The following is a 16,466-nucleotide window of genomic DNA, read 5'->3' as shown; positions in this document are numbered from 1 at the left end:
CCCGCCCCGAACTCGACCCATGGAATGCGTCTCAGATTTTGGCATCACGTTTTGGATCGGCCCGCCCAGGCAGGACCACCTTCCCGCTCATCAGCTCGTCGTGCACCAAACCGGGCCCCGCGGAGAGTTTCTCGTGCCTGCGCTGCCGCATTTCTTCGATCGCAGCAGCCGCCTCTACCCTGGTAGGCGCACCGGTAGCGGGTTCAATCATGGAGAGGACACTCCCCAGCGTGCCTGTAGCACCTTTCGCTGGGACGCCCCGTTGAACAAGACCCGTGCCGGCCCAAATGGAGCCGAGTATCTGGGCACCACTGACCAGGATTGCAATGACTGCGTCCATCCCCATGCGGTCAGCGTACTCCGCGGGGAATCGGCTCAACAGTCCTCACCTACCCAGCCCAAGCCTTCCTCAGTTCCTCCCAGTGCTGGTCCTCCATGAGGCTGGCAGGTGTCACGGACACCGAAGTGACCCCGCCGAGCGCCGCCTCCCGCAAAGCCGTACCGAACTCTCCCGCCGATATCCGGCCCTCATTGGACCAAAGACCCACCGACAAGGACATACGGGAGCCCGCGCGGCGGTTCATGGATTCAGCCAACTCCCGGGTCTTCGGAGACCGTTCGCTGTTGAGCCCGACGTACTCCCACACGTGAAGCCGGTCTACCAGCTTGAGTAGGAGATCGTAGTCATGTCCGCTGTCCGCCCGGTCTCCGGACGGCGCATCGCGCGGCGAGCGCACATCCATGTCCAGGTTGACACCAAAAGGTTCGACGGCGGCGCGCACTTTGCGCACGATGTCCGCCATGGCTTCGCTGCGCCAAGTATGGATGCGTGGGTCTGAAGTGTCGATGGTTCCATCACCGTTGCGGGGCCAGTCCGTGGAGCCGGTGGTGACTTTGAAGTCCTTGAGATCGTTGCCGCCGAAAGTGAAGTCGTCGAACATGAGCTCTGTAAGGTTCACGGCCGAGGGCCTGTACTTCTTTGCGACAGCAGCGGCGAGGGAAGCCAGCCGGGTACCGGCCGCACCGTGCCTCAATGACCACACACTCGCAAAGGACCCGGATGCCACCCCCTCAACGTCCATCCCGGCCAAGGCAGGATCTTCCTTCAGCGCACGGTCCAATAGGACGTCGATGGTCAAGATCACATCGCGATTGCTTCCGTCATCCGCAGTCTCCAGCGCCGTGATGGACTCTGCCACGAAGTCCCGGCCTGACTGGGAAACCTCGCTGGATTCCGCCCCGGATTGGTCCGGCCACGGGAAGGCTGTCCAATCGGTGCGTCCAACGGAGATGGACACCGCCGTGGCATTCACTGAGTCCAAACGCTCTGAGAGTTTGGCAAGGTAGCCGGGCTCGCTGTTCACCACGTCCTCAAAGCCCAGGTTGACCATACGGTCCGCAGGCTTGGGAAGTGGTTCCCCGGCGCACGAGGCCATCGTCATGGCCGAGGCCAGCACTGCGCCTGCGATCACTGAGGCTGCGCGGTTCACGCGCTCACCTCTTTCCCGAGTTTGGCCTCGGCAGCAATCACGCTGATGACACCGGTGCGTTGCAACTTGTTCCATTTAGCCGGGGTGCCACGGATCTCCTTGACGATTGCGCTGGCCAACGCCAGTCCTACGAACACCGAATAGAAGGGCCACAACGGCAAAGTCCAAAGGAACCGCAAATCCTGCCAGGACCGATTAAGGCCAATGGAAAAACACACCAAGGCCAGAGACACGAAAAGGCCCAACCAACCAAGAATCGCGAAGACCTGGCCAGGGACCGGGCCTTCACCGGCAATGTAGAGGAAGGGCAGGACCACCAAGATGGCCAGTTGCAGCACGGGGATCACCACCATAGTGATGGCGTTGAACACCAGGAACATGCCAAACAGGCCGTATCGACGCCGTCCGAGCATCCCGACATGCATCCGGAGTGTTTGCAGCAACCCGCGGGACCACCGTACGCGCTGGCGCCAGAGCCCTCCCACGGTGGAGGGCGACTCAGCGTAGACCAGCGCGCTGGGCTGGAATCGCACCCGGTAGCCAGCCTTGTAGACCCTCCACGTCAGTTCGAGGTCTTCGCCAAGGGTGTCCTCGTGGAATCCGCCCACTTGCCTCACGAGTTCGCTCCGGAAGGCGCCAATGTTCCCGGAAACAATGGGCAGGCAGTGCAACAAGGAAAGGGCCCTGCGGACCAGGCCAGTGCCAACGTGGCTCAGGACGGCAAGCATCATGGTTTGGACACGGTTGAGGTTCACAGGCCGGTCATCGCCGCACACCGCTCCCACTTTTGGATGGTCGAATCCTTCCAGCATGTTCATGAGTGTGTCCGGGGCAAAGATCCCGTCAGCGTCAACAAACATCAGGATGTCGCCGTGCGCTGCGGCGATTCCATAGTTGAGCGCGGCACCCTTTCCGGCGTTCGTCTGCGACAGGAAGCGCACCCTGTCATACTGCTCCGCAAGTCCCGCCATGATGCGTGCGGTGGAATCGGTGGAGCCGTCGTCTACCAGAATGACCTCAAGCCGCAGATACCTGCTCGCCAGGATCGACTCGACGCATTTGGTGATGACCACGGCTTCGTTGTAGCCGGGGACGATTACCGACACCAAGGGCCGCTGGCTGAGAACCGAATAGCGATGCTTTGGAGGTTTGGAGCGGTGGAACCAGTTGAAATACAAGGCCAGTGGAACGTAGGCGATCTTGACCGCTCCGAAACTCAGGATCACCAAGCCACCACACTGGACGAACACCATGGCCGCGTCAACCAAACTCACACAGCCCGTCCCATCATTGGCCCGGGGGCATAACTCCGCAGGACCCGTTCCAGGAGTTCCGGGGCGTAGGCACTGTTGGCACCAAATCTGGCGTTGATCTCCAGAACTACCGGAGTTCCGTCCCACATGCGGCGAACGTCAACGTCGACGGGACCAGCCAGGCCCAGTGCGGCGGAGGCTGCAGCCGCTATCCGGGCGATGTCGGGAGCCTCCGGCGTATCCACTCTCCTGACCGAGAGCGCGTTGCCGACGCGGCCCTGTTTAAGCTCTGTCTTCTCCAGCACGACCACAAGATCGTCCTGCTCCGACTCCTGCCAGGGCCGAAACACCACAGGCGCGTACTCTGTGCCCGGCGCAAAGCGCTGCACGATCCAGGAATCATCCAATGAGGACCATACGCGCGCGGCGTTTCTTCCGCCGTCGGCAGCCCTTTCCAGGACCTGGACTCCGCGTCCACCACGCGATACCCGCGGCTTGACCACCAACGATCCGCCAAAACGGGCCATCGCCTCATTGATTGAACTGAAATCCCCTGGCAACGCGAAATCCGGAACTCCCACATTGGCGTCGGAAAGGCACTTCATGGTGAGGTATTTGTCATTCGCGATCCGAACTGGAGTCGGGTCCGCGATCAGGATCTCGACTCCCGGAGCGAAATCATCCCGGGCCTCAGCCACCATCACCAGCTCGTCGCTGACGGTTGGCACCACCAGTTCTATCTCATGAGCGGCTACGAGTCCGCGCAGTTCCCATAAGTAGCCGGGTGCACTTGAGGGTGACACCACAGACACTGCGTCCGCCGCCGAAGCGTTGACCTGTTTCATGTCGACGCCCAGAACCCAATGTCCTTGGTCCACCAATTGACGTGCCAACGAATACCCTGCCGGCCCGCCAACACCCGTCACCAGCACGCGTACCATCAGAACTCCCCTACGGCAGAGCCGAGCAACCGGACAGGTTCAAAGCCCTCTGCATAACTGGTCTTGACCTGTGAGCCCCGGAAGGCCGCGAGACTGCGGACCCTTTCAGCGCTCATGTACGGCTTGCCCTTTTGGTTCCGGTGCATGCCCACGGCATGGATTTTTACGTCCACATACCCGGCAATGTCCACGAAAACGCTGGGGTCGAACTGCCGAGTGGATGACGGACTCTCAAAACACAGAATGGAGGAGTGCCGCCGCGCCGCCCGCATAGTGGCACTATGGACCGCTTGGTGGTCCTGGTGGTAGTCATTGCGGGAATGCGTGATGACAACGTCCGGATGGAAGTCCTCAATGGCTTCCTCGATCGCCTTCACCATCTCCTGCCCATGCTCGGACAAGTTGGTGTCTTGGAAATGGTGGACCTGCACTGCAGTGGCGCCCATGAAGTCCGAGCCTGCAGCAGCCTCGGTTACGCGGACTCTGCTGTCTCCGCCCTTGCTCCCGGTACTCATCACCATTGTCCTGACGTCATGGCCGGCGTCGGACAACTTGGCCAGCGTGGCACCACAGGCCAATTCCAGATCATCAGGGTGCGCTCCGATGGCGAGCACCCTTCGAGGCCGGGCAGCCACCCTATAGCGGATCCGAAACGCCGGAGCAGCAAGGCAGGCAACAATCAGCCCTGCGCCGGCAAACACAACCACCGTATTCAGCCAGGAAGGATGCGTCCGTCCGACTGCACACCCCGCAAGGGCTACCAGCAGCAAACTTCCCAAACCGGCCAACGTCCAACGGAGCCTGTTCGGTGAACTGAACTTCCGTGCAAACCAGTTCCGGCCGGCTGGAACCAAAGCCCAGCCAGCCACCAGAATCCCCAACAAACCAGCAACGGAGAACAGCGTTGCTTCCATAATGCCCCCATAATGCGTAGCGAATTAGCACGGCTCCCATCTCCGGAGACCGCCGTAGAAGTAGTGGGCGGGGAAGGAGATTCGTGACGCTGCCTATGAATCCGTTTAATAGCGGTACTCAAACTCCCCCGTGGCCAGGCCGCTTCCGCTCAGTGAGTACCTCAGTACGCCGTTGGACTTATGGCGCTTGGATTGCACAGTCACGTGGAAGTGCAGATCGCTGCGCTGGACTGAAGCCGTGTTGCACGTAACTTCCGTGCCACCCGCCATGGAACACGACCATCCTTCCGGTGCCTCAATGGAGCTTTCCAGGATTCGTGAATCCCGGCCCACTGCAAACACAGCCGTACCTGCGCCCAAGGGCCGGGTGCCTGAGGCACTGAAGTCGATTTCCATGGCAGTGCCGCGGAAGTAGCCCTCAGAGGTGCGCCTGGCGGTACCGGAGACCTGTGCCCGTTCAGATTGCGAGGGCACCGCGGAGGGAACTGGTGCAGGTGTGGTGGGGGTGGACGTCGGAACGGGATCCGGCTCCGGCTCCGGAATTGGTGGTGCCACGGGCTCCGTTGACGGCTCCGGCACTGACACCGGAGGGCTGGTCTCCGCCGGCGCCGGTTGAACCACGGCCGACGGAGTAGGGGCCGGCGTACTGGTTCGGGACGCTGAAGGTGAAACGAGCGCTGGGCCCGTCTTCAAGGGAGGGGCGCCGGTTTCGACGGCACGCTCTTCCATGTAGGCGTCAGGGGTTAGTTGGTCCACTATTCCCACTGCTCCCAAGACCAGCCCCACGCCTGCCGCTGCAATGACGGCCATCACGGCGGGCTTGGCAAGGGTGGGAACAACCAGCACCGCCTTTGCCGGCGCCATCCCGCCAAGGATGCCCAGCCCGCCCCCTTTCGCCGCCCACGCAGCCACTGGGATACCCGTCACCAGCGGAAGAAGTACCACCCTCATGCTGTTTTCGACGTCCTTCAGTTCTGCAAGGGCTGCAGTGCATTTGGAGCAGCCGTTCAGATGCTCGCGAACTTTGCGCTCCGTAGCAGTGGAGAGTCCGCCCCGGATGTAGTTACCCAGTTTCGTGACGAACGCAGCACACCCATCATCAGGCTGATCTGCGATGTGGAATTGAAGGTAATGCCGCCTCAGCCCCTCACGTGCTCGGAGCGCCAGTGCGGAAACCGCGTTGGCAGACAGCCCAAGAATAGGAGCGACGGCCGCCGGCTTCATGCGCTCAACGTCCAGGTACCACAGGACAGCCTGCCACCGTTCCGGCAGGGCACGGAACGCTTTGGCCACTGTTTGTGATTCGAAGGCGCTGACTGCTGAATCGGATTCGGCCAGCGTTTGGTCCAGGACAGACTCGTCACTGCTTGGCAGTACCTTGCCGGCTTTTCGATTCCGTTGGTGGGACAGCCGGGTTACCGTGGACAACAAGTACGCCCGGAAGAAGGTATCCGGTCCTTTCCCTGCCACCAGGCTTTGCAACACGGACTGGAACGCCTCAGCAACTACGTCCTCGGCATCGCTCGGATTGTCCACGTTGCGCTTGGCTACGGCGGAGGCGATGGAAACGTGGCGCGCATAGAGCCCGTCGAATGCGGACATCTCACCGGCACGGACCATTCCAATGAGGTGTGCGTCGCTATCGACGTCGACATCGACGTCCACTTGACTGTCCACTTGTGACCTTCGTGCCATCTAAGGCACCCCCAAACCGTAAGTAATTCTGCCCATATCTATTGAGTGGGGGTAGGCGGCAAGACGTGACGCGGTTTATACACTGTCTTTAGCAACGATTTTTGCCGTCCGCTTCGTCACGAAACGGCTTCTCCGCACACTCTTCGGATATGACATCGTTCCGGACAAAATCATTCGCAGAGTGCACGTTCTCGCGGCACCTTTTGCTGCGTAGATGGCAGACCACCAGTTACCAGACAGGGTGGCGATTCCATGCCGACTGGTTCTTGCCCGAAGTCCGGACCGTCGTCACCTCACTGGCGGACAGCGCATCCGTTCCGGCACCTGCAGCAAAATCGCTCGGCGCCGCGCGGGCCAGGAATGGCGTGGGTATCGGTGAGACCATGACTGATTTCCGGGCACTCTTTTCAGCCGCGGAGAGGACGCTGGACGTCGATGCCCTGCAGTCAGTGGCGGAAGGCTGGGCCGAGGTTGCGGAAACGGCACCGCCGATCTCGTGCACGGATGTCTACACAGGACTGGCTACGCAAGCACACTTCCAGAGACGGATCCATGAAGTCTCATCAATGGGGACCGGGCCCGATTGCCAGGCCGCGCATGCCATGGCCATTATCTCCATCGCCGGGCCTCGAGACAGCCGGAGCCATTGCTGGACCCTCTTGGCCCGGCTGGGAGAAGCCGTTAAAGGGCAACTGCATGGCACCGGAGCGATGGCCATGTACCAAAACTCCGCCGTGCATGTGCTGTTCCCTTTCAGTGAAAGCAACCTGTGCAGGCTGGTGGAGTGCAAAGCCGCGCTGGAAGCTCTGGGGGATGGCACCCTGGGCCCTGCTCGGCTGCGGTTCTACCCGCTGTCTTCTGCTGCTGCAGCAGTGTCCGCCGCCACGGCAACAGCAGCTCAGGATTCATCCTGCGAAACAAAGTAGGCCGGCTCCCGTTTGACGCCGTCACGAACCACCATGGCCCAACACTCATCTACTGACGGAGCATCTCACCACGGATTCTAAGGATTATCCAGCACATGAAAAATCAGATCCATCTAAAAACCGCGTCATTGGTGGCCGCACTTCTGGCGGTTGTCATGGCCGTCCTGGGGCTGGGCCTGTCTGCCTTGCCCGCCAACGCTGCAGAGCTGACGGACGCGGAAATCACCCTGAGGACGGAATCAGTAGTTTCCAGTCAGTGGGACCAAGTGGATTTGACGTGTGAATGGTCCGTGCCGGACAACTCCCGGCCAGGTGACACCTTCAGCATCCAGCTGCCCCCGCAACTGCGGTGGTTTGGCGTCACAGAATTTGATCTGCAGAATCCTGACGGCGAAACAGTGGCCACCGCAATGGCAAACGACTCAGGCCTGGTGGTTTTCACTCTGACGGACTTTGTGGCAGAACAGCCCCTCAATGTCGGAGGAACGTGTTCCTTCAGCACCCAGTACTCGGTTGATCCCGGTGACAGCGAAATTGAAGAACTGAGCTTTAATGTCGGCTCCACAGTGCTGCGCGTACCAGTGGCTGTTCAGCCTTGCACGTCGGAGTGCGGTCCGTCCCTCCCGACAGAAGCAGGCAAGGCCATGTGGTGGGTTGATCCCGCCCAGACAGTTCTTGAGTCGATCTTCTACATGCCGCCGATGGCTGCGAAGACCAACGATGTAGTGGTTACCGATACCCCGGCTGCAGGCATGGAGATCGACTGCAGCCGGGTCACACCCCGCGTTGGACGCGTCTTGAACGACGACGGGAACATCACCGAGCCTTATGCCAACGAGCAGTACCCTGCAACCCTCGACTGCACTCCGCAGAAACTCACGGCGAGCTGGACTGGCCTTCCCGAAGGTCTTCATGTGGAGCTCTACGTTGTGACCTACGTGACCGATGCTGCATTGAACGTCTACGAGAACAGCGGAACTGTCACAATCTCGGGGCAGGAAACACCTGTGGCGGCCCAGACCCGCCGGAGCAGCGGAAGTGGCACAGGCAACGGCACACCCCTGCCCACGCCGCCGGCGACCGCAACCCCCACGCCCACCGCAACACCCACACCAAGCCCAAGCACCACCACCGCAACACCCACACCAAGCCCAAGCACCACCACCGCAACACCCACACCAAGCCCAAGCACCACCACCGCAACACCCACACCAAGCCCCAGCACCACCACCGCAACACCCACACCAAGCCCAAGCACCACCACCGCAACACCCACACCAAGCCCCAGCACCACCACTCCCACCGCCACGTCCATGCCCACTGAAACGGATGAGCCGATTGTCGTGACCACCGAACCCCTGGTTGTGGCGCCCACGGAAAACCCGTCGGAGCCTGCGGCAGAGGAGCCTGCGGAACCGCTGGCAAACACGGGCACGCAGGGAGTGGCATTCGCGTTCGTAGCGGCCGCGCTCCTGGCTGTCGGATCGTTGCTCGCCTTCGCGGGATCACGCCGGTCCGGCCGCAGGTCGCACTAACAAGGCCTGCTGAGGGCGGGATCGACTGATGGGCGGGGCATCTGATGTCCAGCCCATCAGCCGGTTCTTCAATCTCGGCTCGCGCTGGCATGGGTTGGGGGCCAGCGCGAGCCGTTCCAATGCAGCTGCGCCCGCGGCATCGACTCGAATTCAGGGAATGCCCTCGCCCGGCGCATAGTTGAGGAAAGTGCAATCACGCCACGTGCCGCTTAGACAAGCCGAGGAGACCCATGAGCTCGCCCACCACAGCAACCGATGCCCAGCTGGCCCGTTGGGAGCGGTTCCGCGCAGGCCGGCACACGGCGCTGGCAACCGAGCACGGCTGGCTGACCCTGACCTCGTTCCAGTGGCTGGAGTCGGACCCGGCCGAGGTGGAACTCGCCCCTGGCCTCTGGTCAACTGACGGTTCTACCGCTTTTCTTTCGGCGAGCGCAGCGGATGGCCTCACGTTCGTCCAGACCGGCGGGCCCGTGGACGGGACAGTGAGCGCAGTCCTGCAGGATGAAGAGTCACTGATGTGGGTTCAGTACGGTGGCGTCGACGGTAAACAAGTTGTGGTGGAACTTGCCATGCGTGCGGACAAGTACGCCATCCGCACCCGGGACAACAGCTCTCCCGTTCTCACGGAGTTCCAAGGCGTTCCCAGCTACGACTACAACCCCGAGTGGGTCATCCAAGGACGTTTCGAAGCGTACGGGGAGCCTCGCGATGTTCCCATCGGCACGGCTAATCCTTTGGTGGACGGGGTCCATCGCTCAGTAGGAGAGGTCGTTTTCCGGGTACCGGGCGTCCCCCATGAAATCCGGCTCCACGCAGAGGAAGAGAAGCTGGGCGCCCTCAATGTGACCTTCCACGATGAGACCAACGGCGCCACCACGGACGAATGGCGAAAAGTCTTCATTCCCCGCCCCCGCCCGGACGGGTCCGTTGTGATCGACTTCAACCGCAGCATCAACTACCCCAGCGCCTTCACCCCGTACGGCACATGCCCCATGCCGGTGCGGGGCAATTCGATCGATGTACGCGTGGAAGCCGGCGAGAAACTCCCCCAAGACTAAATTACGGACCGCCAAGGCCACCCCGGCTAGGTGATTGCTGAAACCCCCGTCACTGCGCGGCCAACGATCAACGAATTGATCTCGTAGGAGCCCTCATAGGTGTAGATGGCTTCGGCGTCGGCGAAGATATTGGCGATCCGGTAGTCGGTGACAATTCCGTTTCCGCCCAGAATGGACCGGCCCATAGCCACTGTCTCCCGCATCCGGGCGCTGCAGTAGGCCTTGGCGAGGGCCACCTGGGCCATGTCGGCTCCGCCATGCCGAATGCCTTGGGCATCCGTGGAGATGTCTTCCTGCAGCTGGGCGATCCTCACCATCATCCCCATGCTGGCTACAGCGTTTCCCAGCATGTCTACCAGGTGTTGTTGGATGAGTTGGAATTTGGCGAGCGGCTTCCCGAACTGCATCCGCTCGACGGCGTACTGTCGGGCAACGTCAAACGCCGCCAATTGCTGGCCTACGGCTTGCCAGGCAACCATGATCCGGGAGCCTCGCAGCAGATGGTTGGTGTCGGAGAAGCTGCTGATCCCGGCGAAGCGATCCGATTCGGCGACTTTGACGTCCACGAACCGGATGTCGGCGTTCTGCACCGTCCGCAGCGCGATCTTGTTTTCAATGCGGCTGCGGGTGATGCCAGGCAGGGAAGCGTCAACGATAAAAGCGCGGATAGCTCCGTCGGCTTCGTCTTTGGCCCACACCAACATGTAGTCGCAGAACGTCCCGTTGCCAATCCAGCGTTTGGCGCCGTTGACCACCCAGTAGTCACCGCCGTCGGAGGCTTCCCGTTGGACCCTGCGCGCCGTGGTCTCCATGCCACCTGCCACATCGGACCCATGGTTCGGCTCGGTGAGCGCGAAGGCGCCGGTGGTGCGCAGGTTTGAGGCGTCGTCGAGGTAGCGGTCCTGTTGTGAGTCGCTCCCGAAGTCGTACAACGACTCAACGAAGAGATCGTGATGGACCATGAAGAACGTGGCGATCGAGGTATCCACCCGGGTCATTTCAGCGATCACCAGGCCAGCGAACAGGTGCGTGTACCCCCGTTGGGCCGGCGCACTGAGCCGTAGCGCCGCGAGCTTCGGCAGGATGTGCTCCGGGAACTCGGCCTTTTCCCACCACTGCCCGGCGTAGGGGGCGATTTCCGAGGCAAGGAAGGCCCGGAGTTCGTTGAGTTTCCGCTGTTCCTGGACGCTGAGCAGCGACTCGAAGTCGAAGAAGTCCGCGGTGGGCAACCCCGCCACCGAGGAAGCCATCACACTTGCGGAGCCCGGAGGCACCGTCCCGGAAGACGGGGAATCCGCGCCGCCGCTGTAGTCGCCCATCATTTGATTCCCATGCGGATGGCGCCGTCCAGCCGGATGGTTTCACCGTTCAGCATGGCGTTCTCCACGATGTGCGCGGCCAATTGTGCGTATTCGGCCGCACGGCCCAGCCGCGCTGGATGCGGGACCTGCTGGCCCAGGGAATCCTGTGCCGCTTGCGGAAGACCGGCCATCATGGGTGTTTCAAAGATGCCGGGCGCTATGGTGGTCACCCTGATCAGAGAACGCGCGAGTTCGCGGGCCAATGGCAGGGTCATGGCCGCCACGGCACCTTTCGAGGCAGCATAGGCGGGCTGTCCGATCTGCCCTTCGAACGCTGCCACGGATGCGGTGTTGATGATGACGCCGCGCTCGGGCCCGCCCAGTTCGGTGGAAACCGGCTCCGTTTCAACCATGGCTGCGGCTGCGAGCCGGATCACGTTGAAGGTTCCCACGAGGTTGATCTGGATGACTTTGTTGAACGTTTCCAGGGGCAGCACGCCGTCGCGTCCCAGCACCTTGCCGGGTGTGGCAATGCCTGCGCAGTTAACGACGATCCGCAGCGGGCCAAGGGCTGTTGCAGCATCGACGGCAGCCTGAACCTGCGCTTCATTGGTGACGTCCGCGGGGACAAAAACCGCCCTGGGACCAGAACCTGCACCCAAGGCGTTCAGTTCTGCGGCGTACGTATCCCCTGCGGACTGCGGCAGGTCCACCAGGACCACCGACGCTCCGGCCTCGAACAACCGCCTCGCAGTGGCGGCCCCCAGCCCTGATGCCCCACCGGTAATCAGCGCGACCGTGCCCTCGATGTCCATTCATCCTCCTTGATGCAGACCCAAAATCCGTTAATGCATGTTAACTGGAATTGTGGGCCAGCGCACCCTCGGTAGGCTGGGGCCATGCCCGCCGACGCTTTCGCTGCCGACCAGCCGCTCCCCCTCCCTGACCAGAACGAGTGGGCAAGGCGCGCCAACCAGGCCGCCCGATCAGTGACGCGGACCTTCGGCCGGCGCCTGCTTTTCCTTCCCGGCACGCACATCGGGGCGGTCAGCCTTCCTGCCACCACTCTCGGCAGCGTCTTTGGTCCCTGGCATTACTGGTGGCAGGCGCAGTATGTCGATTGCCTGGTGGACGCCGGCCGCCGTGAGCTGGCCACGACAACAAAGTTCGACGGCGTCTCCCGCCCCAGTGCGGGCAGGCTCGCTTCACGGCTGGTCACCACCATCCGGTTACGGAATCTGCTGAGGTTCGAGAACCACTTCTATGACGACATGGCGTGGCTCGCCCTCTCCACGCACCGGCTGGAGAAGCTGGCGGAGGAAACCAGGAAACCGGGTCGTCGGCGCAATGCGTACGTCCGCAAGAAGCTGACCCTGCAGTTCCACTCGGCCTCCACAGACGATCTGGGCGGCGGAACGTTTTGGAGCACCCAACGGGACTTCAAGAACACCCCTGCTACAGCTCCCGTAGCGCTCTACTTTGCGCGGACTGGGCACAGGGAACGGGCGCAGTCGCTGGTGACGTGGCTCAACAGCAGGCTCTTCGACCCGCAACGGGGTGTCTACTTGGATGGACTTCGCATCCGCAATGGCGAGACCGTCCTCGAGGAGGCCGTCTACACCTACAACCAAGGTCCAATCCTTGGCGCCTTGCTGGAACTTGGTGGCCAGGAGAACCTGGATCGTGCTGCGCGGCTGGTTGAGTCGGTGTCACGTGAACTGACGGTCCCCGGAACACGTGTCATCCATGGCGACGGCACCGGCGACGGCGGACTTTTCACCGGCATCCTGGTCCGCTACCTCGCACTTGCCGCGCGGGACCAACGGTTGCCAGCACCGGTGCGGGACACTGCCCGGGCCTTGGTTCACGCTACGGCCGGCGCGTTCTGGCTGACGCGTCGTGAGGCGCCGGAACCAGGGCGCGCCAAAGCCCCCACCGAAGCCCCGGCGCTCATTTTCTCGCCTAATCCCCTGCGGCCGGCGGCCGAGACGTATCCGGTGGGCGCCGCCGTCGAACTTTCCACGCAGCTTCAAGCCTGGATGACTCTGGAAGCTGCGGCCACGCTCTAACCGCCGCTGGCAGCCGGGCGCTTCTTCTGCGGATACGGCGTTTCGTGCCGGGCGAGCATCTCCACGAACCCGGCAATCTTGCGGGCCCGGGTCTCTGCACGTTTCACCCCGTTGATGCGGTGGATCAACGCGAAGCGGTTTTGGGAGGTCAGGACCTCGAACATCGCCTGCGCTTCCGGCACCGCGGCGATGGCTGCAGCCAGATCGTCCGGAACCACGGAGTCCGCGGGACCTGCATAGGCAGCTTCCCAGCGGCCATCAGCCTTGGCGGCTTCGACGGCGGCACGTCCGGCGTCCGTCATCTTGCCCTCGGATTCCAATCTGGCAACGTGGCCCACGTTCCTGGCTGACCAGATGCTTTTGCGGCCCCGCGGCGTCATGCGCTGCATGTAGCTTTCGTCGTCGCGGCTCTTCGCTTGACCATCGATCCAGCCGAAGCACAGTGCCTCATCCAGGGCTGCGTCGTAGTCCAACTCCGTGACCGTGCCGCCTTTCTTGTGCAGGATCAGCCACACTCCCGGACTCTCGGCAGCGTGCGCCGAGAGCCAGTCACGCCACGCGGCGCCGTCTTTGAGAAGGAGTTCCGGAAGCTCAATGGGCATGAGCCTATTCTGCTGCGTAACGGGCGGCCCCAGGCAAGGCCACGCGGCATAGGCTGGGAAGTGACTACCCAGCCCAGGAGGACCCATGCTGCGAGCCCGCCCCACCCACTACACGTCGCGCACCGATCAGTGGTCCACTCTCCTCCAAGCGCTGGGGCTGGTGAAGACCGTGGACGATGACGGATGGTGGGAGTTCGACGCCGGTTCGGGTCGCCTCGCGGTGGGCTTCGTGGAGCACGGTCATCCGTTGGACGGCTCGACGATTTTCGGTGTGGAGGTGGGGAACCTGGCGGAATTTGCGCGCCGCACCGAGGCAGACGGCACCCAGGCAGACTGGAACGAGACCCAGGACGGACCCACCGTGCGGATCTCTGCCGAGGACGGTTTCGAGTTCTTCGCGTTCCCTGCGACCAAGGCAGCGGATGGCACCTGGGCCACGTCCACGGAGGCCGACCCAGCGCTGGCCATAGTAGGCAACTGGACCAGCCCCTTCGTGGGCCTCGCGGCCAACGATCTGCGGAATATCGGCGCCCGGCCGCGCTCGGAAGACGACGAATCAGCCACGTTCACCGCCAAGAACGGCGGCATCCTGCGGGCGATCCACGGCGCGGACAGCGCCAACGGGGATCTCTCCTTCGAGTACGACGGCGGGCTGGAACCGTTGTTGCACCGGCTCACTGCGGCGAAGATAGAGGCCAGAATCAGCGACGATGTCCTGTACGTCGCCAACCCGGATGCTGCGGGCGGAGCGGCGCCGGCATCGATTGTTGTAGAGAAAGCACCGGAACAGCTGACGCCGGCCGCACACGCCAGTTAGCCCTTGGCGGCTGCGAACGAGAAGGGCCGGTTGATGACATCCCTGGAAAAATCCTTGCCCGCATAGCATCCCGGGAGCCGCTCGAATCCATTCTGGCGCTCTAATACCGCCGAGAGCGTAACCTCGCAGCCACCGGAACGCCACCAAGGAAGTTCGGCTGGGGATGGGGTAGAACTTAACCATGAGCGTACGTACACCCGACCCGTATCCAGGCTGGCTTTCAGATGAAGACCTCTTCGAAGCCCGCGGCCGACTTCCGATGGTCTACGTGGAGGCTGTTCCGGTCAGGCTCGATCCGCTCGGTTATGTGAATGAGGTGGGCACGCTCCTTCAGGGCGACGCCGACGGCAACATGGTCCGCTACCTCGTCTCCGGCCGCGTCCTCTACCGCGAGACCATCCGCGCAGCCCTCCTGCGGCACATGGAAAAAGACCTCGGCCCCTTGGCTTTTCCGCAGCTGCCCATCAGCCCCGTTCCCTTCACCGTGGCCGAATACTTCCCGGCCCCCTCCCAAACCGGCTTTACGGATGACCGCCAGCATGCAGTCTCGCTGGCTTACGTTATCCCGGTGACCGGTGAATGCGAACCTCGCCAGGACGCACTGGAACTCACGTGGATGACGCCGCAAGAGGTGCTGGGCGAGAACGTCCAGCAGGAATTCGACGGCGGACGCGGGAACCTCGTGCGCCAGGCGCTGGCTTTTTCGGGCATCGTTCTCTAGCGGGTCCCCGCACCTGCACCAGCCGCCCTTTGTAGACTGGACGGCGGACCCCAAGAGAACCAAAGGACTTCCGATGACTCACAGCCCAGCCACACAGCAGTACAAAGAAAAGCAGGCTGGGGACCTGCGGCCCGGAGATTTTGTCTATCCACCCGGCGACGGGCCAGCCGCTGAAATCGCCGGCATCGAGGTGCAGAAGGACGATTACGGCGTTGCCGCGTTGCTGTTGGTGACAATGGTCGACGGCGGCACGGTGCGGATCGCTGTCGGGTCCAGTGTTCCCGTGGGCGACGGAGTTCCGGCCGGCTCCGGCGCGGACGCTCCCGCGGTCAATTCGGAAGAAAGCACCACCGAGGACAGCACTCCAGACCCAAGCGACTCCAGTACCTCCGCAGAAGCCAACGCCAGCGCTCCCACCGAACCCGCCGTCGTCGTGCCTCCCCGCCCGGAAACGCCCCCGGCGTACACCCGCCCCAGCGCCGAAGAGTTGGCCCTGATCCCCGAACCGGATGGCACCCCGGAGGCCGTCGTGAGCGCCGCTGCGGCGAACCACAAGGGCAAAAACGGTGTGCAGGTCCTGGCTGACCGCCTGGCGAAGGGCATCAACACGAAGTCCGGCAGCTGCCTCCGGGATCTCAGCAACCTGGCGTTCGACCTCTGCATTGTGCTGCGCGATCCGGATCATGCCCTGGCAGTTGCTGACTTGCTCAACGTGCTCCCCTTCGACGGGAACCTGGACCGGTGGGCGTCCATCGAGCGGGCGCTGGCGTTGTCCAGTTTCATCTGCCGCGAAGCCGGACAAGCCGAACGGGCCGCGGTCTACGAGAAACTGCTGCGCGCTCCCGAGTCCCAGGAAGAGGACCCGTTCAAGGCCCGGATCAACGCCCGGGTCCGCCAGCGCTCGCTCAACGAACCCAACCTGTACGACAAGGAAATCTTCCGCGCGATCGACAGCGGCAACCACGAAGCCGAACGTGATTGGCGGTTCCTGCGGCTTGAAGCGCTCATGTTCCTGCGCGCCCACGGCGGCTCCAAGACCATCGGCGAAGACGAGTTGGCCCGGCGGATCAGCAACGAACTCGAGTCAGTGCGGGCCTAGATTCCGGGACCGGCCGATTCGGGTATTTCAAGACCTGTTATGTGG

Annotated in this window: 16 protein-coding genes; 7 read left to right on the top strand and 9 right to left on the bottom strand. The window is 62.6% G+C overall.

Features of this window, described 5'->3' with window-relative positions; all coding sequences use genetic code 11:
* Positions 1–31: 31 nt before the first annotated feature.
* The 6 genes from ABIE35_RS16670 to ABIE35_RS16645 all read right to left on the bottom strand — a co-directional run bounded on the left by ABIE35_RS16670 (position 32) and on the right by ABIE35_RS16645 (position 6,275).
* Complete coding sequence (locus ABIE35_RS16670) at positions 32–346, bottom strand: hypothetical protein (protein WP_354516640.1); 315 nt, start codon at positions 344–346, stop codon at positions 32–34.
* Positions 347–389: 43 nt separating this feature from the next.
* On the bottom strand, positions 390–1,490 hold the full coding sequence (locus ABIE35_RS16665) for a hypothetical protein (RefSeq protein ID WP_354516638.1): 1,101 nt from the start codon (positions 1,488–1,490) through the stop codon (positions 390–392).
* Positions 1,487–2,764 (bottom strand): glycosyltransferase family 2 protein, encoded by a 1,278-nt coding sequence (locus tag ABIE35_RS16660; RefSeq protein WP_354516636.1) that lies wholly within the window; start codon positions 2,762–2,764, stop codon positions 1,487–1,489. The genes ABIE35_RS16665 and ABIE35_RS16660 overlap by 4 nt, the downstream gene beginning before the upstream one ends.
* A complete protein-coding gene (locus ABIE35_RS16655) occupies positions 2,761–3,684 on the bottom strand; it encodes an ATP-grasp domain-containing protein (protein ID WP_354516634.1) in 924 nt (307 codons plus the stop codon). Before ABIE35_RS16655 ends, ABIE35_RS16660 begins: the two co-directional genes overlap by 4 nt.
* A complete protein-coding gene (locus ABIE35_RS16650; RefSeq protein WP_354516632.1) occupies positions 3,684–4,598 on the bottom strand; it encodes a PIG-L family deacetylase in 915 nt (304 codons plus the stop codon). The genes ABIE35_RS16655 and ABIE35_RS16650 overlap by 1 nt, the downstream gene beginning before the upstream one ends.
* A 105-nt stretch (positions 4,599–4,703) precedes the next feature.
* Positions 4,704–6,275: a sigma-70 family RNA polymerase sigma factor gene (locus ABIE35_RS16645; protein ID WP_354516630.1), complete on the bottom strand. Its 1,572-nt coding sequence runs from the start codon at positions 6,273–6,275 to the stop codon at positions 4,704–4,706.
* A 167-nt stretch (positions 6,276–6,442) separates the two neighbouring features.
* Here ABIE35_RS16645 and ABIE35_RS16640 point away from each other — a divergent pair, with 167 nt between their 5' ends.
* The 3 genes from ABIE35_RS16640 (at position 6,443) to ABIE35_RS16630 (ending at position 9,812) form a co-directional block, all read left to right on the top strand.
* Positions 6,443–7,219, top strand: a complete 777-nt coding sequence (locus ABIE35_RS16640) for a hypothetical protein (RefSeq protein ID WP_354516628.1) — start codon at positions 6,443–6,445, stop codon at positions 7,217–7,219.
* Positions 7,220–7,314: 95 nt separating this feature from the next.
* Positions 7,315–8,754: an Ig-like domain-containing protein gene (locus tag ABIE35_RS16635; RefSeq protein WP_354516626.1), complete on the top strand. Its 1,440-nt coding sequence runs from the start codon at positions 7,315–7,317 to the stop codon at positions 8,752–8,754.
* A gap of 230 nt (positions 8,755–8,984) precedes the next feature.
* A complete protein-coding gene (locus ABIE35_RS16630) occupies positions 8,985–9,812 on the top strand; it encodes a DUF1684 domain-containing protein (RefSeq protein WP_354516624.1) in 828 nt (275 codons plus the stop codon).
* Between the two features lie 26 nt (positions 9,813–9,838).
* Here ABIE35_RS16630 and ABIE35_RS16625 read toward each other — a convergent pair whose 3' ends face one another.
* Together ABIE35_RS16625 and ABIE35_RS16620 are read right to left on the bottom strand one after the other, a co-directional pair.
* Positions 9,839–11,062, bottom strand: coding sequence for an acyl-CoA dehydrogenase family protein (locus ABIE35_RS16625; RefSeq protein WP_354516864.1), 1,224 nt, complete (start codon positions 11,060–11,062; stop codon positions 9,839–9,841).
* 68 nt (positions 11,063–11,130) lie between these two features.
* Positions 11,131–11,928 (bottom strand): SDR family NAD(P)-dependent oxidoreductase, encoded by a 798-nt coding sequence (locus ABIE35_RS16620; RefSeq protein ID WP_354516622.1) that lies wholly within the window; start codon positions 11,926–11,928, stop codon positions 11,131–11,133.
* An 84-nt stretch (positions 11,929–12,012) separates the two neighbouring features.
* Here ABIE35_RS16620 and ABIE35_RS16615 point away from each other — a divergent pair, with 84 nt between their 5' ends.
* Positions 12,013–13,182 carry a glycoside hydrolase family 76 protein gene (locus ABIE35_RS16615; protein WP_354516620.1) on the top strand — a complete coding sequence of 390 codons (1,170 nt, stop codon included), beginning with the start codon at positions 12,013–12,015 and terminating at the stop codon, positions 13,180–13,182.
* Here the strand turns inward: ABIE35_RS16615 and ABIE35_RS16610 are convergent.
* On the bottom strand, positions 13,179–13,784 hold the full coding sequence (locus tag ABIE35_RS16610; protein ID WP_354516618.1) for a YdeI/OmpD-associated family protein: 606 nt from the start codon (positions 13,782–13,784) through the stop codon (positions 13,179–13,181). The two genes, ABIE35_RS16615 and ABIE35_RS16610, sit on opposite strands and share 4 nt — an antisense overlap.
* Positions 13,785–13,869: 85 nt before the next feature.
* On the opposite strand from ABIE35_RS16610, the gene ABIE35_RS16605 reads away from it, so the two are divergent.
* From ABIE35_RS16605 to ABIE35_RS16595, 3 genes are all read left to right on the top strand, one after another.
* Positions 13,870–14,601 carry a hypothetical protein gene (locus ABIE35_RS16605; RefSeq protein WP_354516616.1) on the top strand — a complete coding sequence of 244 codons (732 nt, stop codon included), beginning with the start codon at positions 13,870–13,872 and terminating at the stop codon, positions 14,599–14,601.
* Between the two features lie 181 nt (positions 14,602–14,782).
* Positions 14,783–15,322 carry an NUDIX hydrolase family protein gene (locus ABIE35_RS16600; RefSeq protein ID WP_354516614.1) on the top strand — a complete coding sequence of 180 codons (540 nt, stop codon included), beginning with the start codon at positions 14,783–14,785 and terminating at the stop codon, positions 15,320–15,322.
* 73 nt (positions 15,323–15,395) lie between these two features.
* Positions 15,396–16,421 carry a DUF6707 family protein gene (locus ABIE35_RS16595; RefSeq protein WP_354516612.1) on the top strand — a complete coding sequence of 342 codons (1,026 nt, stop codon included), beginning with the start codon at positions 15,396–15,398 and terminating at the stop codon, positions 16,419–16,421.
* Positions 16,422–16,466 lie beyond the last annotated feature (45 nt).

Source organism: Paenarthrobacter sp. 4246 (assembly GCF_040546855.1).
Taxonomy (GTDB): Bacteria; Actinomycetota; Actinomycetes; order Actinomycetales; family Micrococcaceae; genus Arthrobacter.
Note: the sequence above shows the minus strand (reverse complement) of the source record. Positions and strands in the feature narration are given on the sequence as shown.